This window comes from Mycobacterium sp. SMC-17 (assembly GCF_045310915.1).
In the GTDB taxonomy this organism is placed as follows: domain Bacteria; phylum Actinomycetota; class Actinomycetes; order Mycobacteriales; family Mycobacteriaceae; genus Mycobacterium.
The window spans coordinates 1-25,985 of record NZ_JBJIAK010000065.1; the positions used below are offsets into that span (position 1 = coordinate 1).

Annotated in this window: 22 protein-coding genes and 2 pseudogenes; 14 read left to right on the top strand and 10 right to left on the bottom strand. The window is 64.8% G+C overall.

The genetic code is table 11. The features are described from left to right. Positions 1-560: 560 nt before the first annotated feature. Positions 561-1,457, top strand: coding sequence for a copper resistance D family protein (locus ACJH7A_RS27225; protein ID WP_406803005.1), 897 nt, complete (start codon positions 561-563; stop codon positions 1,455-1,457). 98 nt (positions 1,458-1,555) lie between these two features. Here the strand turns inward: ACJH7A_RS27225 and ACJH7A_RS27230 are convergent, their stop codons facing one another. Then, on the bottom strand, positions 1,556-2,407 hold the full coding sequence (locus tag ACJH7A_RS27230) for a helix-turn-helix transcriptional regulator (RefSeq protein ID WP_406776075.1): 852 nt from the start codon (positions 2,405-2,407) through the stop codon (positions 1,556-1,558). Positions 2,408-2,527: 120 nt separating this feature from the next. Between ACJH7A_RS27230 and ACJH7A_RS27235 the strand changes: the two genes are divergently transcribed. Further along, a complete protein-coding gene (locus tag ACJH7A_RS27235; RefSeq protein WP_212806787.1) occupies positions 2,528-3,466 on the top strand; it encodes an SDR family oxidoreductase in 939 nt (312 codons plus the stop codon). A 45-nt stretch (positions 3,467-3,511) separates the two neighbouring features. Here ACJH7A_RS27235 and ACJH7A_RS27240 read toward each other — a convergent pair whose 3' ends face one another. Next, positions 3,512-4,897, bottom strand: a complete 1,386-nt coding sequence (locus ACJH7A_RS27240; protein WP_212806786.1) for an aspartate aminotransferase family protein — start codon at positions 4,895-4,897, stop codon at positions 3,512-3,514. Next, positions 4,894-5,415, bottom strand: coding sequence for an Lrp/AsnC family transcriptional regulator (locus ACJH7A_RS27245; RefSeq protein WP_212806785.1), 522 nt, complete (start codon positions 5,413-5,415; stop codon positions 4,894-4,896). The genes ACJH7A_RS27240 and ACJH7A_RS27245 overlap by 4 nt, the downstream gene beginning before the upstream one ends. Positions 5,416-5,529: 114 nt before the next feature. Between ACJH7A_RS27245 and ACJH7A_RS27250 the strand changes: the two genes are divergently transcribed. Together ACJH7A_RS27250 and ACJH7A_RS27255 are read left to right on the top strand one after the other, a co-directional pair. Beyond that, positions 5,530-7,026 carry a gamma-aminobutyraldehyde dehydrogenase gene (locus ACJH7A_RS27250; RefSeq protein ID WP_406803006.1) on the top strand — a complete coding sequence of 499 codons (1,497 nt, stop codon included), beginning with the start codon at positions 5,530-5,532 and terminating at the stop codon, positions 7,024-7,026. Between the two features lie 534 nt (positions 7,027-7,560). Beyond that, the gene (locus ACJH7A_RS27255; protein ID WP_406776077.1) at positions 7,561-9,039 is read left to right on the top strand and encodes an APC family permease; all 1,479 of its coding nucleotides are present in this window, start codon (positions 7,561-7,563) and stop codon (positions 9,037-9,039) included. Between the two features lie 5 nt (positions 9,040-9,044). On the opposite strand, the gene ACJH7A_RS27260 is transcribed toward ACJH7A_RS27255, so the two are convergent. Together ACJH7A_RS27260 and ACJH7A_RS27265 are read right to left on the bottom strand one after the other, a co-directional pair. After that, positions 9,045-9,323 (bottom strand): WhiB family transcriptional regulator, encoded by a 279-nt coding sequence (locus ACJH7A_RS27260; protein WP_406803007.1) that lies wholly within the window; start codon positions 9,321-9,323, stop codon positions 9,045-9,047. A 13-nt stretch (positions 9,324-9,336) separates the two neighbouring features. Further along, positions 9,337-10,044 carry a dienelactone hydrolase family protein gene (locus tag ACJH7A_RS27265; protein WP_406776079.1) on the bottom strand — a complete coding sequence of 236 codons (708 nt, stop codon included), beginning with the start codon at positions 10,042-10,044 and terminating at the stop codon, positions 9,337-9,339. Positions 10,045-10,292: 248 nt separating this feature from the next. On the opposite strand from ACJH7A_RS27265, the gene ACJH7A_RS27270 reads away from it, so the two are divergent. After that, the gene (locus tag ACJH7A_RS27270; protein WP_406803008.1) at positions 10,293-10,913 is read left to right on the top strand and encodes a TetR/AcrR family transcriptional regulator; all 621 of its coding nucleotides are present in this window, start codon (positions 10,293-10,295) and stop codon (positions 10,911-10,913) included. A 104-nt stretch (positions 10,914-11,017) separates the two neighbouring features. Here the strand turns inward: ACJH7A_RS27270 and ACJH7A_RS27275 are convergent, their stop codons facing one another. Continuing rightward, positions 11,018-12,382 carry a cytochrome P450 gene (locus tag ACJH7A_RS27275; RefSeq protein ID WP_212806779.1) on the bottom strand — a complete coding sequence of 455 codons (1,365 nt, stop codon included), beginning with the start codon at positions 12,380-12,382 and terminating at the stop codon, positions 11,018-11,020. A 13-nt stretch (positions 12,383-12,395) separates the two neighbouring features. On the opposite strand from ACJH7A_RS27275, the gene ACJH7A_RS27280 reads away from it, so the two are divergent. From ACJH7A_RS27280 to ACJH7A_RS27290, 3 genes are read left to right on the top strand one after another with little or no spacing between them, the layout of a single operon-like run. Beyond that, positions 12,396-12,758 (top strand): hypothetical protein, encoded by a 363-nt coding sequence (locus tag ACJH7A_RS27280; protein ID WP_406803009.1) that lies wholly within the window; start codon positions 12,396-12,398, stop codon positions 12,756-12,758. Then, positions 12,758-14,887: an Rv1355c family protein gene (locus ACJH7A_RS27285; protein ID WP_406803010.1), complete on the top strand. Its 2,130-nt coding sequence runs from the start codon at positions 12,758-12,760 to the stop codon at positions 14,885-14,887. Before ACJH7A_RS27280 ends, ACJH7A_RS27285 begins: the two co-directional genes overlap by 1 nt. Positions 14,888-14,925: 38 nt before the next feature. Further along, positions 14,926-15,597, top strand: coding sequence for a class I SAM-dependent methyltransferase (locus ACJH7A_RS27290; RefSeq protein WP_244872787.1), 672 nt, complete (start codon positions 14,926-14,928; stop codon positions 15,595-15,597). A gap of 8 nt (positions 15,598-15,605) precedes the next feature. Here the strand turns inward: ACJH7A_RS27290 and ACJH7A_RS27295 are convergent. The 3 genes and pseudogenes from ACJH7A_RS27295 to ACJH7A_RS27305 form a co-directional block, all read right to left on the bottom strand. Continuing rightward, positions 15,606-17,410, bottom strand: a pseudogene (locus ACJH7A_RS27295) (putative bifunctional diguanylate cyclase/phosphodiesterase). Between the two features lie 139 nt (positions 17,411-17,549). Next, the gene (locus tag ACJH7A_RS27300; RefSeq protein WP_244872789.1) at positions 17,550-18,389 is read right to left on the bottom strand and encodes an ABC transporter permease; all 840 of its coding nucleotides are present in this window, start codon (positions 18,387-18,389) and stop codon (positions 17,550-17,552) included. 82 nt (positions 18,390-18,471) lie between these two features. After that, the gene (locus ACJH7A_RS27305; protein WP_212814666.1) at positions 18,472-19,143 is read right to left on the bottom strand and encodes a TetR/AcrR family transcriptional regulator; all 672 of its coding nucleotides are present in this window, start codon (positions 19,141-19,143) and stop codon (positions 18,472-18,474) included. A 132-nt stretch (positions 19,144-19,275) separates the two neighbouring features. Between ACJH7A_RS27305 and ACJH7A_RS27310 the strand changes: the two genes are divergently transcribed. The 6 genes and pseudogenes from ACJH7A_RS27310 (at position 19,276) to ACJH7A_RS27335 (ending at position 25,393) form a co-directional block, all read left to right on the top strand. Continuing rightward, positions 19,276-19,647 (top strand): DUF732 domain-containing protein, encoded by a 372-nt coding sequence (locus ACJH7A_RS27310; protein WP_212806776.1) that lies wholly within the window; start codon positions 19,276-19,278, stop codon positions 19,645-19,647. Then, on the top strand, positions 19,644-20,111 hold the full coding sequence (locus tag ACJH7A_RS27315; protein WP_212806775.1) for a DUF5078 domain-containing protein: 468 nt from the start codon (positions 19,644-19,646) through the stop codon (positions 20,109-20,111). Before ACJH7A_RS27310 ends, ACJH7A_RS27315 begins: the two co-directional genes overlap by 4 nt. Before the next feature lie 241 nt (positions 20,112-20,352). Continuing rightward, the gene (locus tag ACJH7A_RS27320; protein ID WP_029105884.1) at positions 20,353-20,778 is read left to right on the top strand and encodes an MmpS family transport accessory protein; all 426 of its coding nucleotides are present in this window, start codon (positions 20,353-20,355) and stop codon (positions 20,776-20,778) included. Further along, positions 20,775-23,677: pseudogene (locus tag ACJH7A_RS27325) on the top strand (RND family transporter). Before ACJH7A_RS27320 ends, ACJH7A_RS27325 begins: the two are co-directional and overlap by 4 nt. Positions 23,678-23,855: 178 nt before the next feature. Continuing rightward, a complete protein-coding gene (locus ACJH7A_RS27330) occupies positions 23,856-24,596 on the top strand; it encodes a cutinase family protein (protein ID WP_212806774.1) in 741 nt (246 codons plus the stop codon). A gap of 125 nt (positions 24,597-24,721) precedes the next feature. Continuing rightward, positions 24,722-25,393, top strand: a complete 672-nt coding sequence (locus tag ACJH7A_RS27335) for an HAD family hydrolase (protein ID WP_212806773.1) — start codon at positions 24,722-24,724, stop codon at positions 25,391-25,393. Positions 25,394-25,427: 34 nt separating this feature from the next. Here ACJH7A_RS27335 and ACJH7A_RS27340 read toward each other — a convergent pair. Then, positions 25,428-25,985, bottom strand: a 558-nt coding sequence (locus ACJH7A_RS27340) for a phospholipase effector Tle1 domain-containing protein (RefSeq protein ID WP_406803011.1), incomplete at its 5' end; no start/stop codon positions are given.

Genomic DNA, 25,985 nt, shown 5'->3' on the forward strand with positions numbered 1-25,985 from the left:
CTGGACCAAGACCGCCGACGAGATCTTCGAACGACTCGGTTCATATCTTCAACGAATTCCCGGCGCAGGACACTAGGTCGGCAGCGCCGACATGTGTGTAGTAGCCGGTGTAGCGCGTTGAGCTCGCCGGCCCGGTCGAAACGTCGTCACGTCTCGATTCATAGCCTGTTGACATGTTGCGCTGACCGTGCACCCACGCGCGGGCACAACGATGGCGGGTGATCCGGTGCACACGAGACTGCCCAGGACATGTCGATCGAGGAAACATACGCGTGCCACGTTTTCAGGAATCAGCTACGAACACAATGAGAGTCGGCGATTCGGACGCTCCCGTGGTGGTGGGTTGAGCCATGACACCTCCGTCTCCGAGCGCAATGGCCGTGGTCACGCAGGTCCTCTATGACATCGGACTGGCCAGTGCCACGGGAATCGGTGTGGGCATGGCCTTGCTGGTCAGTCCGTGCTCTGCCCACGGCATCCTGGCACGGCGGCTGGGTCGCCTCGCGCTTCCGGTGGCGGCCCTGGTTTTTGCGACGTCGGTCCTGCATCACCTGAGTGCGGTGGCGGCGTTCGCGAAAACCGGACTCGTGCAGGCGCTCTCATGGCAGGCAGTATCTGCATTCATCACGGCCCCACCCGCGCGCGGTGGTTGGCTCGGGTCGGGCGAAATCGCTGTCGTGCAGTCATTTTTCTACTTGCTGACCATCGGAGGTTTGCTCTGGGTCCGGTGGCATCCGTCACGCTCGGCCGGCATCGGTGTGGCCGGCTGCGCTGTCCTGACCGCGGTCGTACCGCAGCTGATCAGCCGGACGTTGACGGCGCATGCGTTGCCCAGCGTCGTGCTGACGATCGCCCATGTGGTTGGCGCCCTGCTGTGGGCCGGGGGCCTCATCGTGCTGGCCACGGTGGCGGTGATGGGGCGACGCCCGGCCGGCAACAGCGATGTCCGCGAGAGTGCCGCAGCCCTTACCGATGAATGGCGGCGTCTCTGGGAGCGTTTCAGTGTCGTTGCGCTGTATGCGGTTGGGGCGTTGATCATCAGCGGAACCTGGATGACGTGGACCCACGTCGGTACCCCGACTCAGCTGTTGACCACACCGTACGGCCGCGCGCTCGGACTCAAACTGATATGCGTTGCGCTGCTGATGGCTGCGGGGGCCTACAACGTGCGTGTGCTGTTGCCACGCATCCGCGCCGCGCAGCGTGACTGCGATAATCGCACCGCGTGGCGGATCGCGGTGGAGCACTTCCCGGTAGTGGTGGTCGGCGAAAGCGTAATTGTGGTCGCGGTTTTCGCGATTGTGCCTTTCCTGCGCGGATCTGCGCGGTCCGAGGCCGGTTGGCCCAACGCCGGACCGTTCGACATGAACGCTGCCGCTACCGGTCTGGTCCTCGTCCTGCTGGTGGCCCTCGCACTCCGGCTTGGCGCGAAGCCCCGTGACAGCGAACTGATGTGAAACTCCGCAATCTGCATGGTAACTCGTCACTACCGAGGGCAGGCCTTGGCAAGTCGCCGTCTCGACGACCGGCGACTTCGGCCCACCTGGTAGTGCGCTCAGCCGAATTGGTTGTCGATGGCGATGTTTCCGACGACGGCGAGCAGTTGCAGCTTCTCGTAACTCTCCGAGCCCGGCTGGGCGGTGTACACGAGGAGCAGGTGGGACTGTTGGGGGTCGACGAGGTATTGGCAGGTGAGTTCGAGCAGCCCAACCTGCGGGTGAAGGAAGCGTTTTGCCTCCTCGGGCCGAATCCCGACGGCATGGTCTTCCCACAATCCGCGGAACTCTTCGCTGCGCGCGAGGAGCATGTCGGCATACCACGCTGCACGGGAATCGGGGCCGCGCAGGGCCAGACTCGCCCGCAACCCGGATGCGTACATCGCCGACAGGAATGCGTGGTCGTCTACGGGATGGATCTCTCGGCTCGCGGGGTCGGTGAACCATCGGTAGATGATGCTGCGTTCGGGGCCGGTGAACTTCGTCGCGTCCCCGGTCAGCGCGACTGCCAGCGGTGTCTGTCGCAGGGATTCGCCGAGTTCGGTCACGATCTCGGCCGCAGTGTCTGACAATCGATCCAGCACTCGCAGCAGCCCCGGGGTGATGTGGTCGCCGGTAGCACCGCGGGGCGGGGCGTGGTGGCCTGCCAGTCGGAAGAGGTGGTCGCGCTCGTCAAGGCTCAGATGTAGGCCTTGGGCTATCGCCGCGATCATCTGTGGCGACGGATGTGGACCTCGTTCGCGCTCGAGGCGCGTGTAGTAATCGGTGGACATGTGACAAAGCGCCGCGACCTCCTCGCGCCGCAGACCTTGAGTGCGCCGACGTTGCCCTCGCGGTAGTCCGACGTCTTCCGGCTGGAGTGCGCTACGGCGGCGCCTGAGAAATTCGGCGAGTCCGGCCCGGTCGATCACTTGCGTCTCCTCTCCGCAATCACAGTACGACCACTCCGTCCCGTATCCAGGGATCGCCGATCCCTGGATACGGGTTCCCGCGGGTGTGACTGTGGAGTTCACACCTGATGGAGGAACCCCATGCATCGCGCCCCGATCGATATCACCCTGCCCGACCTCACCGGCACCCGCGCCGTGGTGACCGGCGGTACCGACGGCATCGGCCTTGGCACAGCTCGTCGCCTGGCTGCGGCCGGCGCCGAGGTTGTCCTCCCCGCGCGCAATCCCGTCAAAGCCGACGCCGCAGTTGCCACGATCTGCAACGAGACACCCAACGCTCGAGTGTCAGTCGAGCCACTCGACCTCTCATCCCTCAAATCGGTTGCGAGCCTGAGCCAGCGCCTGCTTGACGACGGCCGGCCGATTCACCTACTCGTCAACAACGCCGGCGTGATGACACCGCCCGCCAGGCAGATGACGGCCGACGGGTTCGAGCTGCAGTTCGGCACCAATCACTTGGGACACTTCGCCCTCGTCGCGCACCTACTGCCGCTTCTGCGCGCCGGGAAAGCCCGTGTGACCTCGCAGATCAGCATTGCGGCGAACCGCGGATCAATCAATTGGGACGACCTCAACTGGGAGAAGTCCTACAACGGCTTCGGTGCGTACAGCCAGTCCAAGATCGCGTTCGGATTGTTCGGCCTCGAGCTTGATCGGCGCAGCCGCGAGCTCGGCTGGGGGATCTCCAGCAATCTCGCCCACCCCGGCGTCGCCCCCACGAGCCTGCTCGCCGTGCGCCCCGAGATCGGCCGCAACGGCGATACTCTCGGTGTCAGGCTCATCCGGCGAGCCTCAGCAGTGGGCCTCATCGTCGGAACTGTCGAAACCGCGAAGCTCCCCGCTCTGATGGCCGCCACCACACCGAATGCCGGCGGAAAGCTGTACGGGCCCAAGGGGTTCATGCATCTTGGTGGTGCACCCGCCGAACAGAAGCCCTACAGCCGAATCCGCAGCCAAGACGAAGCCCGCCGCGTCTGGACGGCTTCCGAAGATCTGACCGGCACCCATTTCGGCGGGTAGCCACCCAAATCTGTTCGGGCAGCCAAGAGTTCGGGACAGAGCCGTCTAGAGGCGTCGCCCCGCTTCGTCGAGGACGGTGCGCAGGATGTCGTAGATCGCGTCGAACTCCTTCTGCCCACTGATCAGCGGCGGAGCCAGCTGGATCACTGGGTCGCCGCGATCGTCGGCGCGGCAGTACAGACCTGCCTCCCACAGCGCTGGGGTCAGGAAGCCGCGCAGCAGGCGCTCGGACTCTTCGCCGTTGAAGGTCTCCCTGGTGGCCTTGTCTTTCACGAGCTCGATGCCGTAGAAGAATCCCTCGCCACGGACGTCGCCGACGATCGGCAGGTCGTACAGCTGCTCGAGTGTTGCCCGGAAAGCCGGGGCGGTCGCTTTGACATGGTCGTTGATGCCCTCGCGCTCGAAGATGTCGAGGTTGGCCAGCGCCACCGCCGACGACACCGGGTGTCCGCCGAAGGTGTAGCCGTGGGCGAACATCGTCTTGCCGTCGTTGAAGGGTTCGAACAGGCGGTCACTGGCGATCATCGCGCCGATCGGGGAGTAGCCGGACGTCAAACCCTTTGCGCTGGTGATGATGTCGGGGACGTAGCCGAAATCGTCGCAGGCGAACATCGAGCCGATGCGGCCGTAGGCGCAGATCACCTCGTCGGACACCAGGAGGACGTCGTACCGGTCGCAGATCTCCCGGACGCGTTGGAAGTATCCCGGTGGCGGCGGGAAGCAGCCGCCCGCGTTCTGCACCGGCTCCAGGAACACTGCGGCGACGGTGTCGGGGCCCTCGAATTCGATGGCCTCGGCGATGCGGTCGGCGCAGTACCGGCCGAAGGCCTCCGGGTCGTGTGCGTAGGCATCGGGCGCCCGGTAGAAGTTTGTGTTCGGCGCGCGAAAGCCGCCGGGGGTGAGCGGTTCGAACGGCGCCTTGAAAGCCGGGATGCCGGTGATCGCCAGCGCACCCTGCGGCGTGCCGTGGTACGCGATGGAACGCGAAATCACCTTGTGCTTGCCGGGTTTCCCGGTCAGCTTGAAGAACTGCTTGGCCAGCTTCCAGGCACTCTCGACCGCTTCGCCGCCGCCGGTGGTGAAGAAGACTCGGTTCAGGTCGCCCGGCGCATAGTTGGCGATGCGCTCGGCCAGTTCGATCGCGGTCGGCGTTGCGTAGGACCACAACGGGAAGAAGGACAGTTGCTCGGCCTGCCGGGCAGCGGCGGCCGCGAGTTCTTCGCGGCCGTGCCCGACCTGTACGACGAACAGGCCCGAAAGCCCGTCGATGTAGCTCTTGCCGCGGTCGTCGAAGATGGTGACGCCCTCGCCGCGGGTGATGATGGGCGGGGTGATGTCGGCCCCGTGGCGGGCGAAATGGCCCCACAGATGCCGCTTGGCCTTGGCTGCCAAGTCGGTTGAAAGTGATTGTGCTGCATTGATTGTGGTCATCGCGTGCCCCAGTTGTATTGCTGTTTGACGAGTTTGAGATAGACGAGCGTTTCGGTGGACAACACCCCGGGCACGGCTCGGATCTTGCTGTTGAGCAGGTCGAGCAGGTGGCCGTCGTCTTCGCAGACGACTTCGATGATGATGTCGAAGGTGCCGGCGGTCAGCACTACGTAATCGACAGACTCGATGGCGGCGAGTTTGTCGGCGACCTTGGTGGTGTCGCCGGTGCAGCGAACGCCGATCAAGGCCTGGCGTCCGAAGCCCATTTGAACGGGGTCGGTCACGGCGACGATCTGCATGACGCCGCAGTCGATCATGCGCTGGACCCGTTGGCGCACGGCCGCTTCCGATAGTTCGACCGCTTTACCGATGGCGGCGTAGGACTGCCTGCCATCCTGCTGCAGTTGCTCGATGATCTCTTTCGAGAGCTCGTCGAGCTGGAATGCGGCACCGCCCCGAGATTGGTTACTTCGCGCAGGCAGCGCAGCGGCATCAGGCGGTGCATCGGAGATGGCCATGGCGTCAATTGTGCACGGATTTCGTCGTTCAGAACAACATGTACGACGGAATCAGTCGTAGGAAGCGTGATTTCGAGTGGAAACCGCAGCAGTCTTGGGGTAGCGTGCTAGATCGTGAGCGCAGGTGGAGGCGAGGTCGTCGCAGGTAGCTTCATCAACGGAAAGATCGTGACGACGGACGGCAATCCGTTCGACATCATCAATCCGGCGACAGGTGCTGTCGTGGCCTCATATGCGCTGGCGACACCCGCCGATGTGGACACCGCAGTAGCTGCGGCCCGCGCTGCACAGCCGAGCTGGGCCCGGGCAACTCCGGCCGAGCGGGCCACGGTTCTGGCGCGGCTGGCCCAACTGGCCGCCGAGAACGCCGACGAGCTCGTGGATCAGGAGGTGCGGCAGACCGGTAAACCGGTCCGGCTGGCGGCGAACTTCGACGTGCCCGGCAGCGTCGACAACATCGACTTTTTCGCCGGTGCCGCCCGACACCTCGAGGGCAAGGCCAGTGCCGAATACTCGGCCGATCACACGTCGAGCATCCGGCGCGAGGCCGTCGGGGTGGTCGCGACCATCACGCCGTGGAACTACCCGCTGCAGATGGCGGTCTGGAAGGCGTTGCCCGCGTTGGCGGCTGGTTGTGCCGTGGTGATAAAGCCTGCCGAGATCACGCCGCTGACCACGCTCACGCTGGCGCGGCTGGCCGGCGAAGCGGGGCTGCCCGAAGGCGTGTTCAACGTCGTGACCGGGCTGGGCGCGGACGTCGGCGCAGCCCTTGCCGGGCATCGTGATGTCGACATGGTGACGTTCACCGGCTCGACGGCAGTCGGGCGACGAGTGATGGCAGCTGCGGCCGTCCATGGCCACCGCACCCAGCTCGAACTCGGCGGCAAGGCTCCGTTCGTGGTCTTCGATGACGCCGACTTGGATGCCGCGATCCATGGCGCGGTGGCGGCCTCGCTGATCAACACGGGCCAGGATTGCACGGCGGCGACCCGCGCCATCGTCGCGCAACCGTTGTACGACGACTTTGTGACCGGAGTTGCCGAACTGTTCGGCAAGGTCGTCACCGGCGACCCGCACGACCCGAATACCGATCTGGGACCGGTGATCTCGACGCCACACCGGACCAAAGTCGCCGGCATGGTGGAGCGGGCCCAGCAGCAGGGCGGCCGGATCGTGACTGGCGGAACCATGCCCGAGGGTCCCGGTACGTTCTACCCGCCGACCCTGATCGCCGATGTTGCGGAAGACTCCGAGATCTACCGCGACGAGATTTTCGGTCCCGTGCTGACCGTGCGACCCTTCATCGACGATGACGACGCGCTGCGGCAGGCCAACGACACCGAGTACGGGTTGGCGGCCTCGGCGTGGACTCGTGACGTGTACCGAGCCCAGCGGGCATCGCGTGAAATCCAGGCGGGCTGCGTGTGGATCAACGACCACATCCCGATCATCTCCGAAATGCCGCACGGCGGTTTCGGTGCTTCCGGTTTCGGCAAAGACATGAGCGCCTATTCGTTCGAGGAATACCTGACCATCAAGCACGTGATGAGCGACATCACCTCGGTCGCCGAAAAAGAATGGCACCGCATCATCTTCGCCGATAGGAAGTAGTTCACGCTGACGGCAGCTGTAGCTGTCAAAGCCCTGTGAAATATTCTTATCGATGAATTCCAGGGAATACAGAGTTCGCGAATGGGCGTCACAACGACGCGCCGGGCTTACCTGTCATCGGGTGCTCTGAAGTCGCCCGAGATCCACGATGACTTTCCAGATATTCTGTGTTACAACGCTATTCGGTATGCGGCCCGGAACTACAGTCGGCTCGCTGATTCCAGCACCGGGCAATAGCCGGAATTTTCTGTATCTGCAGAAACGCGCGCCGACTCGCCGCGAATACACATCTGCGCGATACCGGTCTCCGTTGTCCAATGCCGCGTCATTCAGTGTGAATGGCGAATGTATTTGTCGGCGCTTTTAACATTCGTCGTCACTTCTTGTAACACCCCGACTCTAAAGTTGCCTGGTGAACCGAAAGCGGTTGCCCCGCTAGGTCATTTAGCCCACACCCCAGCCGTCGGCACTGCAGCCGGCATGCGGTCCGCGCCGTGTTCGTGGACCGACCAATCACCATGAGGAGGCCGATCTATGCCGTCTATATCCAATGTCGAGCGGCTCGAGGAACTCAGAGATGCTCAGCAGAATGCGGATACCGGGCTTGCGGCCGCCAGTATGAGCGGCGTCGAGCTCGTCGCGCAATCGACGGCCGGTATCGCGCCAAGTGCCGTGATGGTTTCCGGCGCAACGCTTGTGGCGGCCAGCGCCAGCGCAGGCACCCTGTATTCCTACGCCGTCTCCTTGTGCGTGCTGCTCTTGGTGGGCTGGTGCGTGTCCCGGGCCGCGCGGCTGCGGCCGGGGGAGGACCTGCTCTCACATATCACCGCCGCGTTCGGTAGAGCTGTCGGGTTCGTCGGTTCGACCGGTCTCGCTCTCGGGTATCTGCTCATCTCCGTCGGCTGCGTCGCCCAATTCTCGCAGTACACCAAACCCCTTCTCGGAGTGGCTCCACCGGTGAGCGCCGGCGCGCCGGCTACCTCGATTTCGGTGACGGTGGTTTTGGAAATCCTGTGTGTGGTCTGCGCGGCCTGGATGATGATCCGCGGCGTCCGGATCTCCGCATGGACCGGCGTGGTGCTCGAGGTGCTCTCAATCGGAGCAATTCTGTTGGTGTGCACCATGGTTCTACTTCATCATGGCTTCACCCTCGCGCCGCTCATGCCCACCGGCATCACGGTGCAACAGGTGGTCAGCGGCATGGTATTGGCGACCCTGGGCTTCGTCGGCTTCGAGTCGGCTGCGTGTTTGTCCGTCGAGGCCAAGGACCCACAGCGGACGATCCCGCGGGCCGTCACGGGCAGTGCGCTCCTGGCCGGCGCGCTCTACCTGTACGCGTCTTACGCTCAGATTGTCGGATTCGGTGGTGCCGACAACCTGGCCGCCGATGCAACGCCGTTGAACACGTTGGCCGATGGCCTTGGCTTTCACTGGCTTGCGTTGGGCATCGATCTGGGCGCGGTGGCCTCGAACTTCGCCTGCGTGACCGGCTCACTGACAGCGGCCAGTCGGGTACTGCGATCGATGGGGGAGTCGCAGCTCGTGCACAGCAAGATGGCGGCGACACATCCCATCCGCAAGACCCCGCATGTGGCGATCATCTTGCTCAGCGTGGCTGCCCTGGCCGCAGCACTTGGCTTGGGGCTCAGCGGAATCAACGAACTCGATGTGTATTCCTACACCGGAACCCTGGGGACCTTCGGCTACATGGTTGCCTACATGCTGATGGGACTGGGTATCCCGATTCTGGTGCGGCGCCTGGCGCCACAGGCCGGCATCGGTGCCGCCGTCATCATCGGGATGACTGTCACCGGTTGCCTCGGGTACGTCTTCTACCGCAACGTGTATCCACTCCCGGCCTGGCCGGCAGCCTTGATGCCGTGGATCTTCCTTGCGGTGCTGCTCGCCGCGGCCGCGTGGTACGTCGCTGGTCCGGCCCGCATTGCCCGCAGGCAGACCCGGGAATCGTCGGTGGATGCGGAGCCGGCGCCCGAGCCGGCTGAACTCGCGTGAGGTAGTCAGGGTGTTTCAGGCATCCCGGTGAGGGCCGCCACCGCTCGCAGCTGACGCAGGGCGAAAGCGCGGGGGCGGCCCCCATCGGGTACATGCACGCCGGCAACGACGCCAGAGATGCCCGGGGTGTTGATGGCCTCGATGGCGCAACGCGCGCGGCGCGGGCATGAGCGGCACAACGCCTTCACCTCGGCGTCGTTCCCGGCGTTGACCCACCGGTCCGGATCAAGCGTGCACGGCGGCATCGGCGACGGAATAGCTGACTTCTGCAGTATTGCGGTCATGTTTGGTGATCTGTCAGGTGAGATGGTCTTCGAAGAACGCGAAGACCCGCTGCCAGGAGTCTTCGGCCTCCAACTCCGAGAACTCCATTCGGGCAAGGGTTTCCACGGGTTTGAGAACGCGGGGTAGGCCGAAGTCGTTCATGAAGGCGTGGCCGACAAGGGGATATTCCTTGACGTCATGGGCGATGCCGGCGCGCGCCAGGACGGTTTGAAGTTGTTGGGCCGCACCCTTTTTCACGATTCGGTCTTTGGCTCCGTAGCTCGCGACGACCGGGCAGGATCGCTCCAGGCTGTCGATGTCCTTGGGGGCCAGGCCGTACATGGATGCGGCCGCTGAGTATGCGCCGCGCGCGGCGACGACGAGGGCGAAGCCCCCGCCCATGCAGAAGCCGGCGATCCCGACCTTGCCGTTGCAGCGTGGGTCGGCCAGAAGGTGGGAACGGGCGGCCTCGATGTCGTCGTAAGCCGGGCCTTCGCCGGTGAAGTGTGAGCGGATGGTCTTGGCGACGCATCGGATCTTGGGCTTGTGTCCGCCGTAAAGGTCGGGAGCCAACGCCAGATAGCCGGCTTCGGCGAATTTGTCAGCGCTGCGGCGGATGTCGGCGGTGAGTCCGCGGACGTCCTGGATGACGACCACCGCGGGCCACGGCCCGGCGCCGTCGGGTGCCGCGAGATATCCGGGAACGGGACCCGTAGGGGCCGGGTAGGTGATCGCCGGCATCAGATTCTCGTTCGCTGTGTCGTGGCACCTGCGTTCGGCTGGCCGCCTGGCGCGCGCAATGCCGAATCGGTCATGTTTCCTGATCTCTTCCTGACTGCGGCGTTTGCCTCGCGGTGTGGGCTTGGCCCTCCAGTTTGCGGCGATACGCAACCGGCCGTACCGATATGTCTGTACCGTTAGCCAAGTTTTTGATATTGGTTGCCGATACAGTCGAATCGTGACACGAGTTCCATGTATTGTCTACTCGCATGGAGACCGTGTTCACACGTCGACGCGAACCGGCCAAACCCACCAGCCGCGAGATGATCATCGAGGCTGCGCTGACCGTATTCGCGGAACGCGGGACGCAGGCGGCGACACTGAAAAACGTCGCCGACGCGGCGGGCGTCAGCGTCGGGCGTGTTCAACACCATTTCAAGGCCAAAGAAGATCTGATCGCCGCAGTCGACGATCATGCGATCGACGCGCTGGCCGCCAAGATTCAGAACCCCGACGCTCCGCCAGAGGAAACGCTGGTCGCCATGGGGCATCGCTTCACCGAGGTCATGTCGGAGAAGCCGCACGTGCTCGAGTACATCTGCATGCAGATGCTCGAACCCGAAGGCGTGGGCGAAACCATCTTTGACGGCATGTTCGCCATCAGTGAGGCGCAGCGGGTCCACTTCGAAAAGATGGGGCTGACCCGTGAAGACCTTGACCCGGAGTGGGGTGCGCTGCTTCCGCTGATTGTGCGCGCGGGAACCATCCTGTTTCGAAAGCACATCGAGCGACACATCCCGGGTGCTTTCCTCGAACCTGAGAACTTGCGCCGCTGGGACGAAGCCGTCACCGCACTTATCCGGCACGGCCAACTCCGCGCCGTGGAGTAGACCACGAATTCAACGGGTTGAGCCGGCCGACATACGAGGGGTTGTCGGCCGGCTCGACTCAGACTGCTCGCAGGACCGCCCGCTCACCAAGGGGCGGCCGTTGGTCAGCGCAGCTTGATCCTGGCCCGGATGGGTCCTCCGGCCACGAGCGTGAAGGGGGCCACCATCGGGAATTCGTCATCGAGAGAATCGATTTCGGCGTAACGCACGATGGTTGCCAGGGCCAACGTGGCTTCCAGCATCGCGAAATGGTCACCGATACAGCCGCGTGGACCGCCGCCGAACGGGATGTACTGCCAGCGGTCACGACCGCGGCTGTTCGCTTCGGTGAATCGCTCCGGATCGAACACCAGCGGCCTGTCCCACAGGCTGGGGTCACGGTGCACAGACATGCGACCCATGACGATCATCGTGCCGGCCGGAATCCGGTACCCGGCCACGGCGACATCGCGAGTGGCCATCCGTGAACCTGTTGCCCCGGGCGGACACAACCGCATCGACTCTTTGAGCACCTGGATGGTGTATCCCAAGCCGGCAACATCATCGGGAGTCAGTTCGCGGTCGCCGAATCGGGACGCCTCCTGACGGACACGGTCCTGCATCTCGGGGTTACGGCCCAGCGCCCACAGTGCGTACGCGATCGTGGTCGCGGTCGTGTCCTGGCCGGCGAACATGAAGATCAGCAGCTCGTTGGCAATGTCCAAGTCCGACAACGGCTTACCCGTGTCGGGATCTTTCGCCGCGATCAACTGTTGCACCAGAGGCGCGTTCATCTCAGGATCGGCCCGGCATGCCTTCACCACATCCAGCGCGAGTTTGCGGATCGTCGCTGCCGCCGCGTACGCACGCCGGCGCGCCCGGGTGGGAACCCAGCGCGGCAAGCTCACCGGGTTGATCGCCCGAGACACCGCATAGGAGACGGCCACGCGCATCGGTGCGTCGATCGACTCGGCATGATCGCTCAGGTCGACCCCGAACACGCTCTGGCCGAGTGCGCGCATTGTGACCCGTCGGGCAGCGGCGTCCAAGTCGATCTCGGCACCGTCATCCCAACTGGCGCATACCTTTTCGGCCGCCTCGGACATGTGGCCACCGAACTCGGCGACCGATTGCTTGGTGAACACGGGCTGGATCGTGCGTCGGCGCGGCAGCCAGTGCTCATGGTCGACGACGAACAGGTTGGCGCCGATGATGCGCTCAAGCTCCTGGCTGACGTCGCTGGTTTTGTCGATCGAGCCGTCGTGGCAGGTAACGGTGTCCCGGATGCCCTGCGGGGAGGTGACGACGACCAGGGGAGGCATCAGCCACTTCGGCGCGAGGGTGAAGCGGGTGACCGGGCCGCCGGCGTCGCGCAGGACATCGGTGCCGGTGTGGAAGGAACGGCACGCGGCGAGACGCTGTTTGCGAGGCAGCGGATTGACCGGTGGTAGCGGTAGTGACGCGACGTCCGGGCGTGATTGGTCGACCATGTTGGGTTAATCCGTGACGCTGTCGTCAATCGAGATTGTCGCCGCCGCAGCGCGCATATTCATTCCCCCTGGCCACGCCCCGTATTTCTACGGGCCGACGTTATCAGTCTCGACGGTGGATATCCACCTATGCGATAGTGAGGAAATGCCGAGCCAGCACCGAGTGCCCGCCGGCATTTACCGCGCCGACGAGGCGCTGCGCAAACGCGCGATAGCCGCTGCAGCAGAAGTGGATTCGTGCCTGAGTGCCCACATCAACGGGTTTCTCCTGTGGCTGGTCGGCGACACTGACGAACTGCCTCCCAGGCCCATTCCGCAGCGTGCAGATGGCCCGAATGGCGCAGCCAGGCAATGCACAGAACTTGGAGCCGAATAGTGCAACCAACTGATCCGAACGAATATCGCCCACAAATTCTGGACCCGGCCAATCCGGCAGCCGCGGCCACACTCGATCTGCTCCGGTCGGACCCGCACGTCCAGGTCCTCGACCACTACGGGCCCGAGTTGGACAACCTACGCCGATTGCGCCCCCAACCCGCTGCCGCACTCCTGGACGAACCGGCCCGTTGGGTCTGGTACCCGTGGCGACGGACCCTCGTCTCGATCCTGGGTCCGGCCGGCTTCAAGGCACTGCGCCTGGACCGCAACCGCAACAGCATCACCACGGGGGAGCAGACCCGACTGGCCGAACTCGCTGTCGGCGTCGCGGGACTCAGCGTCGGGCATGTCATCGCCCACACCCTGGCCACCCAAGGCTTGTGCGGGCGACTGCGTCTGGCCGACTTCGACCGCGTCGAGCTGTCGAATCTGAATCGGATACCGGCCACCGTGTTCGACCTCGGACTCAACAAGGCTGTCGCCACGGCGCGCCGCATCGCCGAACTCGACCCGTACCTGCCGGTCGAGGTATTTCATCAGGGCCTGACCACCGAGACCGTCGATGACTTCGTCGACGGGCTCAATGTCTTTGTCGAAGAATGCGATTCGCTCGACATCAAGGCCGTCGCGCGGGTGGCCGCCCGGCATCGACGCATCCCGGTGCTGATGGCCACCAGCGACCGCGGCATCATCGACGTCGAACGTTTCGACGACGAACCTGACCGCCCGATCCTCCATGGCCTGCTCGGCCCGCTCGACATCGGCCTGCTGCCCGGCATGAGCAGCAAGGAGAAGGTGGCACACATCCTGCGCCACCTCGAAGCCGAAAAGCTCTCACCGCGCACCGCGGCGTCGCTCATCGAACTCGACCGGACCTTGGCCACCTGGCCGCAGGTGGCCTCGGAGGTCATCATCGGGGCGTCTGCGATAGCCGAGGCGGTGCGGCGTATCGGACTTGGCGAGGAACTGCGCTCGGGGCGCGGCCGCATCGACATCGGGTCATCGCTGGACCAACTCGCCGAGCCGTCGATGGGCGCGCCGCGGCCCACCACGCCCGCGCACGAGCCGCTCTCCGCCACCAGCCTCACCGGCCAGGTTGCGATCGCCGCGATGCGCGCGCCGTCGGGCGGCAATGTTCAGCCCTGGTTGATCGAGGCCGGCGAAGATGAGATCGCGATCTGCCTTGCCCCGCAATACAGCCCGACCATCGATGTCGGATTCCGGGGGAGCGCCGTCGCCGTCGGCGCCGCAGTGTTCAATGCTCGGGTTGCCGCCGCCCACCACGGCATCCTCGGCCCGGTAACCGTCGACGAGCCGGCCCACGGGTCGTGGTCACCGCTGCACGCGACACTCTGGTACGGCAAGGGCGGCAACCCGGACCTCGCCGACCTGTACGGCGCGGTGCTCGCGCGCGAAACCAACCGCGACAAAGGCACTCCCACGCCCCTGGCCGACGAGGTTGCCGGGGCATTGTCGGCTGCTGCCGAATGCGAAGGCGGGCGGCTGCGACTCATCACCGCGCCAGGCGAGATCGCCGCAGCGGCAGAGATTTTGGGCGCTTCCGACCGGATCAGGTTCCTGACCCCCCACCTGCATCAGGAGATGATCGCCGAGCTGCGCTGGCCCGGCGATCCCGATCCGGACGCCGGGATCGACGTGCACAGCCTCGGACTGGGCGATGGCGGGCTGGTCATGCTCGAGCTGCTGCGCCGGCCGGAAGTCATGGCTCAACTGGCCGACTGGAACGCCGGTGAAGCACTGGGTGACGACATGCGCGGCCGGGTGCACGCCAGTTCGGCTCTGGCGATCGTCACCGTCACCGGTGGTGCACTGCGCGACTATGCCGCGGGCGGCTCGGCCGCGGAGGCGGTGTGGGTGCATGCGCAGCAGCGCGGCCTGGCCGTACAGCCGATCTCGCCGGTCTGGCTGTTCGCCCACGATACGGCCGATCTCACCAAGCTTTCCGCTCGCTTCGCCGGCGAACTCGGGATTCTGCAACGCCAATTCGTCGACCTCGCCGGCATCGACGCGGACGAGAGGATCGCGCTGATCCTGCGACTCACCGTCGCGGCGCCGCCGGCGGTGACCAGCCGGCGCAGCGACGAGCGCGTCGTGCTGCGCGACTGACGGGGAGTTGGCAGCACACCCAACTACTCTTGGTCACCATGAGCGAAGTGATGGACTGGGACGCCGCATACCGCCACGAAATCTTCATGGGACCGCCGCCATGGAACATCGGCGCACCGCAGCCGGAAATCCTCGCTCTCATCGACGCCGGCAAAGTCACCGGACCCGTCCTCGACGCCGGGTGCGGCGTGGGCGATGTCGCGCTCGCCCTGGCGGAGCGGGGCTTCGAGGTCACCGGCATCGACCTGTCGACGGTCGCGATCGAGCAGGCCGCTGCTGCGGCAGCCGACCGCGGCCTGACCACGGCCCGATTCCTGCAGGGCGATCTCCGCGATATCGGTGCCCTCGGCCTCACCCAGCAGTTCAACACCGTCATCGACTGCACCCTGTTCCACTCACTGCCCGTCGAAGCGCGCGACGACTACCTGCGGGGTATCCATGAGGCCGCCGCTGCTGGTGCCGTGCTGTACCTGCTGGTGTTCACCAAGGACGCGTTGCCTGCCGATTCGCCGTGCCCGATCCCGAACCAGGTGACCGAAGCCGAAGTCCGCGACGCCGTCGCGGCGCACTGGTCCGACGTGGCGACGCAGGCGTCGTTCGTGGCTGTCAAACTTCCCGACATCCCCGGGTTGCCGCCCCACAACTTCCCGGTCGACGACGCCGGCCGCGTGCACCTACCGGCATTGCTGCTGACCGCTCGGAAAGTCTGACCGGGCAATCACGGCGCCGGGGTGCGCAGCACCGGCGCCGCCAGGAGCTGCCCCATGGTGTCCGCGTCGACCGGACCGGACACCAGAAGCCCTTGCGCGCGACGGTAACCCATGGCGATGAGTTTTTGCGCCGCGGACTCGGTCTCCAGCCCGTCGGCGGTCAGTTCGAGCCCGAACGCGTCGGCCAGGAGAGCGATCGACTGGACGAACAAGGCGTTCTCGTCGTCATGGTCGAGCGTCTGGACAAACCCGCGGCCGACCTTCAACGAATCAATGGGCAGCTCTTTCAAACTGGGCAGAAAGCTGTACCCGGTGCCGAAGTTGTCCAACGCCAGCTGAACCCCGATCTGCTTCAGTTCCAACAGGATTTGGCCGCACAGTTGAGCCTCGGTGACCAACAGGTCCTCGGGCAGCTCCAAGCACAGCGAACCCGCCGGAACCTCGAACTGCGCGAGCGTCGCGGCGAGATGTTCGGTGAACCCGGCAGTCAGCACCTGGGCGGGTGACAGCTTCACCCGGAGCATCACGTTCTGGGCCAAACCCTCAGCTCGCCAACGTCGAAACTGCTCGCATGCCATCCGCAACACCTCGCGCCCCACAGCACCGCCGAAGTTGGTGGCCTCGGCCGTGGCATGAACTCCTCACGCAGCAGTAGTCCGCGGGTCGGGTGATTCCATCGCACCACCGCTTCCATCGCCACGAGTTCGCCACTGCGCAAATCGACCTCGGGCTGGTAGTAGAGGAACAACGCGCCGTTGTCGATGCAGTCCTGCAGATGCACTTCGACGTCGGTCTGGAACGAGAACTGCGCCGCGAGTTCGTCGCTGAACGCGATCACGGTATTGCCACCTGCGGCCTTGGCGGCGGTCAACGCGTGCTCGGCATACCGGAGCAGGTCCGACACCGAATCGGCTCCTGGAATCCCCACGGCCACACCGATACTCACCCGGTGCCTGATGTACGACGAACCCAGCATCAGTCGCGCGGCCAGCGTCTCGCGCAGCCGTTCGGCGTAGGCCTGGGCATCGGCGAGTGATGTGGGCGCGTTGAGCACCGCGACGATCTCGTCCCCACCGAGGCGAGCCAAGAACGCCTCGCCGGCCGCGTACTCGCTCAACCGCTGGGTGAGCTCGACGAGAACCTGATCACCGGTCTCGTGGCCCAGCAGATCGTTGACGGCTTTGAGTTGGTCGGGGTCGATGTACAGCGCCGCGACAGGGGCAGGCTCACCCGATGCGAGTCGTTGATCGAGATGGTCGACCAGGCTTCGGCGGTTGCGCAAACCGGTCAGGTCATCATGCTCGGCAAGGTGTTTGATCGATGCGAGTGTTTCCACCCGCACCTTGACGTGGGCGAACATCGTGGCGATGACCTTGAGCGCGGTGATCTCCTCGTCCAGCCATTGCCGGTCACCGTATTTGATGAAGCCCAGTGTGCCGGTTGTGGTGAAACCATCTGGTTCGGCCGTGTCGGTGACGTTCATCGGCACGGCAGCCATCGAGATGACCGGCACGGTGGTGCCTTCCTCGATGCGCTGCTGGAATTCATCCGGCTCGGCCGCCGGCCGCAGGATCACCGGTTCTGCGACATGTTCGGCCATCGCGAAGACCGGATCGGCATCCTTGAAGTAGACGGTTCCGATCGGATCCGGGTCGGGGATGTAGGTCCTGATCGGCCATTGAGCGATCAGGATCGTCGCGCCGATGGTGTGATCGTTGTGCCGCAGAAACGCCACATCCAAACCGAAATGCGCTGCCACGTCGGTCAGTGCCTGCTCGCTGGCGGCCACGTAGTTGTCCGCGTCGACGGCCATCAGGGTGCGCGTCACCCTGTCGACAAGCTCGTTGAGGGCTCTCAGCACGTCATCACCGTAACTAACGAACCGGTAAAACGGGGTACAGGTCGCTCCGAGCCACCGCTGCAGGTCTTGGGCGCCGCTGAACCCGGCCTGACTATGGTCCTGTTGTGGAGGGTCCCGGCCTGACCGCCCCGAGCCTGCGGGCAAGAGCGACGACGGGGCCCGCGCCGCGAGGCGGCGCGATCGCGTCGTTCGACCGGGCGATCTTGCCTCGGACCACGAGTTCCCCGACGACTGCGACGCCGCATACCTGCGCGAGCAAGAGTGAGACGAGTACCAGGACCTGAACCGCCGCCGCCTGTGCGGCCGAGCCGGTCGCCAGCAGCACCCCGACGAATGCGCCGGGAAGAGTGACGAGTCCGGCGGTGCGGGTTTGATCGAGGTTGGGCAGCAGAGCGTCCGACAGTGGTCGCTCGATGACCAACATCCGCGAGAAACGTTCTGACAGACCAAGGCCGAGAGCCGCTTCAACCTCGCCGGCGCGCTGCGTCAGCGCATCGAGTGCACGCCGCGCCGCCACCGCCGATGCGGTCATCGTTCCGCCCAGCACGATGCCGAACACGGGCACCACCGCGACACCATTGAAGGGCACCACACCGCTGAGCGTCAGTAGCGGAATCACCATGACCATGCCGGCAGCGAGGGCGACGGTCAGCCACCAGGAGCCGCGCTGTGCCTGACTGCGACGAGCGGCAGTGATCGAGGCGACGATGAACATCAGCAAGAGCACCAGCAGCGACGACCACATCCGCTGCAATGCGACGGCGAGCACGGTCGATACCGCAGCCAGCTGAAGTGCTGCCCGCGCCGCGGCGCTCGGCGCCTCCCACACGGATCCGCCCAGCGCCAAGCGGTTCACCGCGGCCGCCGCGACGGCCATCACGACGCAAACGATGATGAGCATGGGTGTCAGCAGAGGTTCGGCGCCGCGCATGGTTCGAGTTTCCCCGGCGGCACGTCCGGCCACCAGCCGCCTCAAAACAAAACTGCGACGCGTCTCTGTAGCCCGCGGGCCGCTACTCCTTGCTGAAGCAGGATCCCGGCGGTGAGGTGGTCATGGCGATAGCGGCCTGATCCTCGTCAAGGGCATCGACCGGCAGCTTGTCCTGGCCATCGCGACTGCGGAGCCCGTCAAGGAAGATGGCCACATACCGTCGCCACAGCTCGGGGTCGACGTGGCCGGCGAATTCGCTGACCGTGCCTGCCAACAGGCCCAGGATCGGCATGTCACTGTCGGAGATGCCGGGTCTCAGGTGGCCGTCTTTTTGCGCCCGCTCAACAAGTTTCGCGATTTTCGGTACCAGGCGGGTGCGCGCCGCTTCCACCCCGTTGCCGCCACCGCCCTTGCCGTACAGGATCTCTCGCAGACCACGATCGGTGGCCGTCTGCTGGCACATCTGTTCCACGAACCAGGCGAATCCCGCCCAGGAGTCGTCGAATTCCAATGCCGTGTCGGCGACCGCGGCGATCTCGTCGATCGCGTCCTCGAAGATGGCCTCGAACAGCTCTTCCTTCGTGGGGAATCGGCGATACACCGTGCCCACGCCGATGCCGCCGTGGTGCGCCACATCATTGAGCGTTGCGCTGAGGCCTTGCGTCGCGAACAGGTCGCGGGCCGCATCGATCACTCGCTGCCGGTTGCGCACGGCATCCTTGCGCAACGGTCGATCTGTGGTCGGGCGGGCCATCACCCCCGCAGTGTAATCCGGGACACCATTGCACTAAGTGGATTGACGCCATCCACTTACCGGAATAGTTTCATGCCGGACGCTGCGACCGGCTCACGATCGCGGTGATTCGCGATCGGGAGGGCGCGCTGCATGACACGACACCACCGGGCCGTACCTGCGTTGGCCGCCGCCGCTGTCGGAATCGTCGTGGCGGTGTCCGGTTCCGGACCTGCGCATGCCGATCCCGATACCGACTTCGCGAACCAGTTGCACACCTACGGCATCTACGGACCGAAGGACTACAACGCCTGGCTGGGGAAGATCGCGTGCCAGCGGCTGAGTAACAACGTCGACCACGACGCTTATCAGTCGGCCAAGTTCGTCGCCACCAACCTGTCGCGGCAGAACGCCACTCAACAGAACTGGCAATTCCTCAGTGCCGCAATAGATTTCTATTGCCCCGACAAGCGCTCGATACTGGAAGCCGCCGCGCAGCAGTCGCAAACCGGGGTCCGCGCATGACGCTTCGATCTCTCCGTATCGGATTGGCCGCCGTGGTGGTCGGCCTGGCGGCGACCGCGCTGCCCCTTGCCGCGCCGGCCGGTGCCGACGCGACCGACGACTATCCGATCCCGCGCCGCATCATCACCACCACCTGCGATGCCGAGCAGTACCTGCAGGCGGTGCGTGACACCAGCCCGGTGTACTACCAGCGCTACATGATCGACCGGAACAACCGCCCCGCCGATATCCAGCAGATGGCGCAGGACCGCATCCACTGGTTCTTCTCTCTGGACCCGGTCGGCCGCCGGCAGTACTCCGAGGACACCGCCACCAACGTCTACTACGAGCAGGTGGCCACCCACTGGGGCAACTGGGCCAAGATTTTCTTCAACAACAAGGGCGTGGTCGCCAAGGCGACCGACGTCTGCCTGGGCTATCCCGCCGGCAACATGCAGGTCTGGGACTTCGCCTCCAACAGCTGAGTGATTTAGGTCCGAATTTCGCTGCTGACCAAGGGTTTTTCAGCGGAAATCGCATTTGCCCGCGCAGGGCAGGAATGCGGCGGGCCCGCGCCAGGTTGTAACGAAGACGACATTTAAATGGATGGACTCTATCCACTTTTTCCGTTAGGTTACCTAGCTAGATGTCCGGGGGCGCATCAACGGCGGTGTGCCTGCCCATGCCCGACGACCGCGCGGTCGGCAACTTCTGGAGAAGGCAGCGATGACAAGAGTGTTTCGGCGGGCATGGCTACCGCTGCTGGTGATCGTCGCGGTCGCCGGCGGCGTGGTGATCGTGTCGAATGTGCGACAGGTGTTCGGGTCGAATCCCGTCGTGATCACCGAGAAGAGCTCGGACAACGCCGAGGACTTCAACCCCAAGTTCGTCAAGTACGAGATCTACGGCACGGGTAGCACGGCCACCATCAACTACATGGACCTCGAAGGCAAGCCGCAGCGCGCCGCGGGGGTGTCTTTGCCGTGGACGTTGACGCTGTCGACCACCTTGCCTTCTGTACAACCCAACATCCTGGCCCAGGGCGACGGCAACAGCATCAGCTGCCGGGTCAGTGTCGATGACGTGGTCAAAGAAGAGAGGACCGCCACCGGTATGAACGCCGAAACCTTCTGCTTTGTGAAGGCCGCATGAGCGCGCCGGCCGACGAGGCCCAGACCGACGCCATTCCGGTGGTGGAGAACAAGGGGCACAAGGGGATACCGCGGTTCATCCGCCGGTTCGCGGTGCTCATCATCCTGGCGTGGATCGGGGTCATCGCCGCGCTGAACACCGTCGTCCCGCAGCTCGAGGAAGTCGGCAAGCTGCGCGCGGTGTCCATGAGCCCGAATGACGCGCCCTCGATGATCGCCACCAAGAGTGTCGGCAAAGTGTTCGACGAGTACACCACCAGCAGTTCGGTGATGATCGTGCTCGAAGGCGATCGTCCGCTGGGGGCCGACGCGCACGCGTTCTACGACAAGATGGTCAGCGATCTGCGCGCCGACACCACCCACGTACAGCACGTCCAGGACTTCTGGGGCGACACGACACGCTGACCGCCAAGGGCGCTCAGAGTCGCGACGGCAAAGCGGCCTACGTGCAGGTCTACATCGCCGGTGACCAGGGTGAGACGCTGGCCAACGAGTCGGTCGCCGCGGTGCGCCACATCGCCACCGAAAGCCCTGCTCCGCCAGGGGTGAAGGCCTACGTGACCGGTCCGGCGGCGACCAGCACCGATCAGAACGTCGTCGGTGACAAGAGCATGGAGCTGATCGAACTGGTGACCTTCGGCGTCATCGCGGTCATGCTGCTCTTGGTCTACCGATCCGTCATCGCGACCTTGCTCGTGCTGGTGATGGTGGTGCTCGAACTCTCCGGGGCGCGCGGTCTGGTGGCATTTCTGGGCTACCACAACGTTTTTGGGCTGACCACCTTCGCCACCAACCTGCTGGTGACGCTGGCGATCGCCGCCGCGACGGACTACGTCATCTTCCTGATCGGGCGTTATCAGGAAGCGCGACGTGTCGGCGAGGACCGAGAATCGGCCTACTACACCATGTTTCACGGCACCGCGCATGTGGTGCTGGCCTCGGGCCTGACCATTGCCGGCGCCACCTTGTGCCTGCACTTCACCCGGTTGCCGTACTTCCAGACCATGGGCTTCCCGCTGGCCATCGGCATGGTGATGGTGGTCGCGATGGCGCTGACCCTGGGACCCGCGGTGATCTCGGTCGCAACCCGCTTCCGCCGGGTCCTCGAGCCCCGAAAGAACACGCGCACCGCCGGCTGGCACCGCGTCGGCACCGCGACGGTGCGCTGGCCCGGTGCCATCCTGGTCGGCGCCGTGGTGGCGGCGCTGGTGGGCCTGATCGCGCTGCCGGGCTATCACACCATCTACGACGACCGGATCTACCTGCCCAAGGACATCCCCGCCAACGTCGGCTATGACGCTGCGTTCCGGCACTTTTCGCAGGCCAAGATGAACCCGGATTTGATGATGGTCGAGTCCGATCACGATATGCGCAACCCGGCGGACTTCCTGGTGATCGACAAGATCGCCAAGGCGCTCAAGAACGTGCACGGAATTGCCCAGGTGCAGACCATCACCCGACCTGACGGTGACCCGATCAAGCACTCGACGATCCCGTACACGGTCGGACAGAGCGGCTCCACGCAGCTCATGAACAACGACTACATGCAGACCAACCTGGACAATCTGCTCTCGCAGGCCGACGATCTGCAGAACAGCATCGACGCCATGACCGAGATGATGAGCGTCCAGAAAGATCTGGCGGCGGTCTCGCAGCGCATGGCCGACAAGATGAAGACCACCTCGGATGACATGGGTGACACTCGAGATCACCTGTCCGACTTCGATGATTTCTTCCGGCCCATGCGCAACTACTTCTACTGGGAGCCGCACTGCTTCGACATCCCGGTGTGCTGGTCCATGCGGTCGGTCTTCGAGAGCATCGACGGCATCAGCCTGATGTCCGATGACTTCCAGGCCATCGTTCCCGACATGCAGCGCATGGCCGACCTCATGCCCAAGATGGTCGCGACGATGCCGAAGCAGATCGCGTCGATGAAGCACCAGAAGCAGGTGCTGCTGAACCAGTACCAGATGCAGAAGGCGCAGCAGGACCAGACCATCGCGATGCAGAAGACCGGCACCGCAATGAGCGAGGCGTTCGACGCGGCCAAGAACGACGATTCGTTCTACCTGCCGCCGGAAGCCTTCGAGACCGCGGATTTCCAGCGCGGCCTCAAGCTGTTCATGTCGCCGGACGGCCATGCGGTGCGGTTCACCATCATTCACCAGGGCAACCCGTTGACGCAGGAGGGCACCTCGCGCATCGAACCGCTCAAGGTCGCCGCGGCCGACGCGATCAAGGGCACGCCCCTCGAGGGCTCCTCGATCTACCTCGGCGGTAGCGCAGCCATGTACAACGACATGCAGATCGGTGCCGATTACGACCTGATGATCGTCGCGGCTGCGGCGCTGATCCTGATCTTCATCATCATGTTGGTCCTCACCCGTGCGGTCGTCGCATCGGCGGTGATCGTCGGCACCGTGGTACTCAGCCTGGCCTCGGCCTTCGGTCTGTCGGTACTGCTGTGGCAGCACATCGTGGGTATTCCGTTGCACTGGATGGTGTTGCCGATGTCGGTCATCGTGCTGCTGGCGGTGGGTGCCGACTACAACCTGCTGCTGGTCTCCCGGATCAAGGAAGAGATCCACGCCGGGCTGAACACCGGCATCATCCGCGCCATGGTGGGCACCGGTTCGGTGGTCACCTCGGCGGGCCTGGTGTTCGCCTTCACCATGATGTCCATGTCGGTCAGCAAGCTGATCATCATCGGCCAGGTCGGCACGACCATCGGTCTGGGTCTGCTGTTCGACACCCTCGTGGTGCGGTCACTGATGACGCCGTCGATCGCCAGCCTGCTCGGACGCTGGTTCTGGTGGCCGCAGCGCGTGCGTCAGCGCCCGATTCCGCAGCCGTGGCCGAAGCCGATCCCACGCGAATCCGACATGGCGTCCGTCTGATGCAGTTGATGAGTTCGGCTTCACGACAGTCGATTTCGCGGCGCCGACCGTCATGCGCGTGAGGTGGATCACCTGCGGTGGGCGGTTTGACCAATCCAGATCGGGTAGACAGTAAATGGGAGAACCGGGGCCAGTGTCTGTCCCGTTGCGGGTTTCAGGTCGAGTTGGGGCGGTCTAGATGAACCGAAATAATCGATGGGTTACTGCCTGTGCGGCAGTCGTCTTGTCAAGCGCGGGCGTTGCCGCAGGCGTCGCCGGGTCCGGCAGTGCCGCTGCGGAGGCGTGCCCGGACGTACAGGTGGTATTCGCCCGTGGCACCTTCGAGCCCGCCGGTGTGGGTGGTGTCGGGCAGGCGTTCGTGGATGCGCTCCGCGCCCGGACGCCGGGGAAGTCGGTGGACGTCTACGCCGTCAATTACCCTGCGTCCCTTGATTTCGCGACCGCCGCCGACGGCGTGATCGACGCGAAGAACAAGGTCATGGCGACCGCGAGCGCCTGCCCGAACACCAAGGTCGTGCTCGGTGGCTACTCGCAGGGCGCGGCGGTCGCGGCGTACATCACCGAGGACAGCGTGCCGCAGGGCTTCACGTTGCCGCCCGGGCTGAGCGGGCCGATGCCGGCTTCGGTGGCCGATCGCGTGGCCGGGGTGGTCCTCTTCGGAAAGCCGTCCAGCGGCTTCCTGCAGATGATCTACACCGGCGCGCCGCCGATCACCGTCGGTCCGCGCTACGTCGGCAAGACCGATGACATCTGCATCCCGGAGGATCCGGTGTGCTCGCCGACCGGCGGCGACCAGGGTGCCCACGGTGCATACCAGGCGCGGGGGCTCACCGACAGCGCCGCGGACTACGTGGCGAGCCGGGTCGGGGGCACGGCCAAGCCGGCGCAACCGACAGCTCAGGCTGCCGGGGTCAACTAGTCAACCGGCGTAATCGCGGTACTACCACGGCGATTCGCGGACCGGCGGCCGTCGGGTAAGACGTGCGTCGACGCCGATCATCCGGGTTGGCGTAGGACGCGCTGATCGGGGGTACTCCCGAGGGTATGACGGCACACCCAGCAGTCTTGTTCGACGTCGACGGCACGTTGGTGGATACGAACTATCTGCACGTACATGCGTGGCTGCGCGCATTCGCCGACGAAGACCTGTTGGTGCAGGCATGGCGCGTGCACCGGTGCATCGGAATGGATGGGACGTCGCTGGTCCACGACTTGTGTCCCGATGTGTCCGATGAAACCGAGGAACGACTCAAGAAGCTGCACAGCCGCTACTACCGCGAGTCCGCGGGACTGATGCGGCCGTTGCCGGGCGCACGCGAGCTCTTGCACGGAGTCGCTGATCGGGGTCTGCAGGTCGTCCTGGCCACGTCGGCGCCTGAGGACGAGCTGGAGCTGACGCGCGGGGTCCTCGACTGTGACGACGTGGTCTCGGCGGTCACCATGTCCGGCGACGTGGATACGGCCAAGCCTGAGCCCGACATCATCGAGGTGGCACTCGACAAGGCCGGCGTCGGTCCGGCGCAGGCGGTGTTTGTGGGGGACGCGGTCTGGGACGCGCAGGCATGTGCGCGGGCGGGGGTCACGTCGATCGGTCTCCTGACCGGTGGAGTGGGCGGCGATGAATTACGTGCCGCCGGAATGGCTGAGGTCTTCGATGGCCCCGGCGCACTGCTGGCCCATCTGCGTGAGAGCGCCATCGGAGCCTTGCTCGGCTGAGCGACGTCGCGGCGAGACACGCCTGCGGTCAGGATTATTCGGGCGGTTCGATCGGAGGTCGCCACCCTGTCGGCACCCCGATCTTCTCCGTGTTGTGCGGGCCGCCGATGTAAGCGACGAGATTTTTCGGTTCGTAGTAGTGCGGCTTCACTTCATGGAGTTCGAGCGCGGTCGAGGCGATGGCTTCGCGGTCCCAGTCAGTCGCGCCGATCGGACGGATATAGGGCGGGATGAGCCGATAGAACAAGGTGCGTGAGTTCTGCGGAAGTTGCAGTGGGTCCGGATGCACCGAGGTGCGGTCGGCCCTGGTCGCAGTCGGATTCGGTGGTGGGGCGTACGCGCACTCCCGATACTCGAAGGCGCCGGGCTCGAAGTGCAGGCCGTACTCCTGTGCACGCCCCACCATCCACGGCAGGGTGATGTCGCTGAGACCGGGCGGGTCGTAGCCGCCACCGATGTCGCAGTGCACACCGGCGAACCACACCTGCTCGACGCGCTGGGTCTCGGGTGCGTCCGGGTCTGCTGCACGAATAGGTGACATCTGAGTTGGCTTGCCCAGCATGGGCGGGCTGGAAGGATGTCCCCATGGCAA

What these genes read in the sequence shown, in the direction of transcription:
- ACJH7A_RS27320 (WP_029105884.1), top strand. Translation starts at nt 20,353, where the DNA reads ATGACAAGAGTGTTTCGGCGGGCATGGCTACCGCTGCTGGTGATCGTC.
- ACJH7A_RS27330 (WP_212806774.1), top strand. Translation starts at nt 23,856, where the DNA reads ATGAACCGAAATAATCGATGGGTTACTGCCTGTGCGGCAGTCGTCTTG.
- ACJH7A_RS27270 (WP_406803008.1), top strand. Translation starts at nt 10,293, where the DNA reads ATGGAGACCGTGTTCACACGTCGACGCGAACCGGCCAAACCCACCAGC.
- ACJH7A_RS27335 (WP_212806773.1), top strand. Translation starts at nt 24,722, where the DNA reads ATGACGGCACACCCAGCAGTCTTGTTCGACGTCGACGGCACGTTGGTG.
- ACJH7A_RS27310 (WP_212806776.1), top strand. Translation starts at nt 19,276, where the DNA reads ATGACACGACACCACCGGGCCGTACCTGCGTTGGCCGCCGCCGCTGTC.
- ACJH7A_RS27260 (WP_406803007.1), bottom strand. Translation starts at nt 9,323, where the DNA reads ATGACCGCAATACTGCAGAAGTCAGCTATTCCGTCGCCGATGCCGCCG.
- ACJH7A_RS27235 (WP_212806787.1), top strand. Translation starts at nt 2,528, where the DNA reads ATGCATCGCGCCCCGATCGATATCACCCTGCCCGACCTCACCGGCACC.
- ACJH7A_RS27300 (WP_244872789.1), bottom strand. Translation starts at nt 18,389, where the DNA reads ATGCGCGGCGCCGAACCTCTGCTGACACCCATGCTCATCATCGTTTGC.
- ACJH7A_RS27245 (WP_212806785.1), bottom strand. Translation starts at nt 5,415, where the DNA reads ATGGCCATCTCCGATGCACCGCCTGATGCCGCTGCGCTGCCTGCGCGA.
- ACJH7A_RS27305 (WP_212814666.1), bottom strand. Translation starts at nt 19,143, where the DNA reads ATGGCCCGCCCGACCACAGATCGACCGTTGCGCAAGGATGCCGTGCGC.
- ACJH7A_RS27255 (WP_406776077.1), top strand. Translation starts at nt 7,561, where the DNA reads ATGCCGTCTATATCCAATGTCGAGCGGCTCGAGGAACTCAGAGATGCT.
- ACJH7A_RS27275 (WP_212806779.1), bottom strand. Translation starts at nt 12,382, where the DNA reads ATGGTCGACCAATCACGCCCGGACGTCGCGTCACTACCGCTACCACCG.
- ACJH7A_RS27265 (WP_406776079.1), bottom strand. Translation starts at nt 10,044, where the DNA reads ATGCCGGCGATCACCTACCCGGCCCCTACGGGTCCCGTTCCCGGATAT.
- ACJH7A_RS27315 (WP_212806775.1), top strand. Translation starts at nt 19,644, where the DNA reads ATGACGCTTCGATCTCTCCGTATCGGATTGGCCGCCGTGGTGGTCGGC.
- ACJH7A_RS27290 (WP_244872787.1), top strand. Translation starts at nt 14,926, where the DNA reads ATGAGCGAAGTGATGGACTGGGACGCCGCATACCGCCACGAAATCTTC.
- ACJH7A_RS27240 (WP_212806786.1), bottom strand. Translation starts at nt 4,897, where the DNA reads ATGACCACAATCAATGCAGCACAATCACTTTCAACCGACTTGGCAGCC.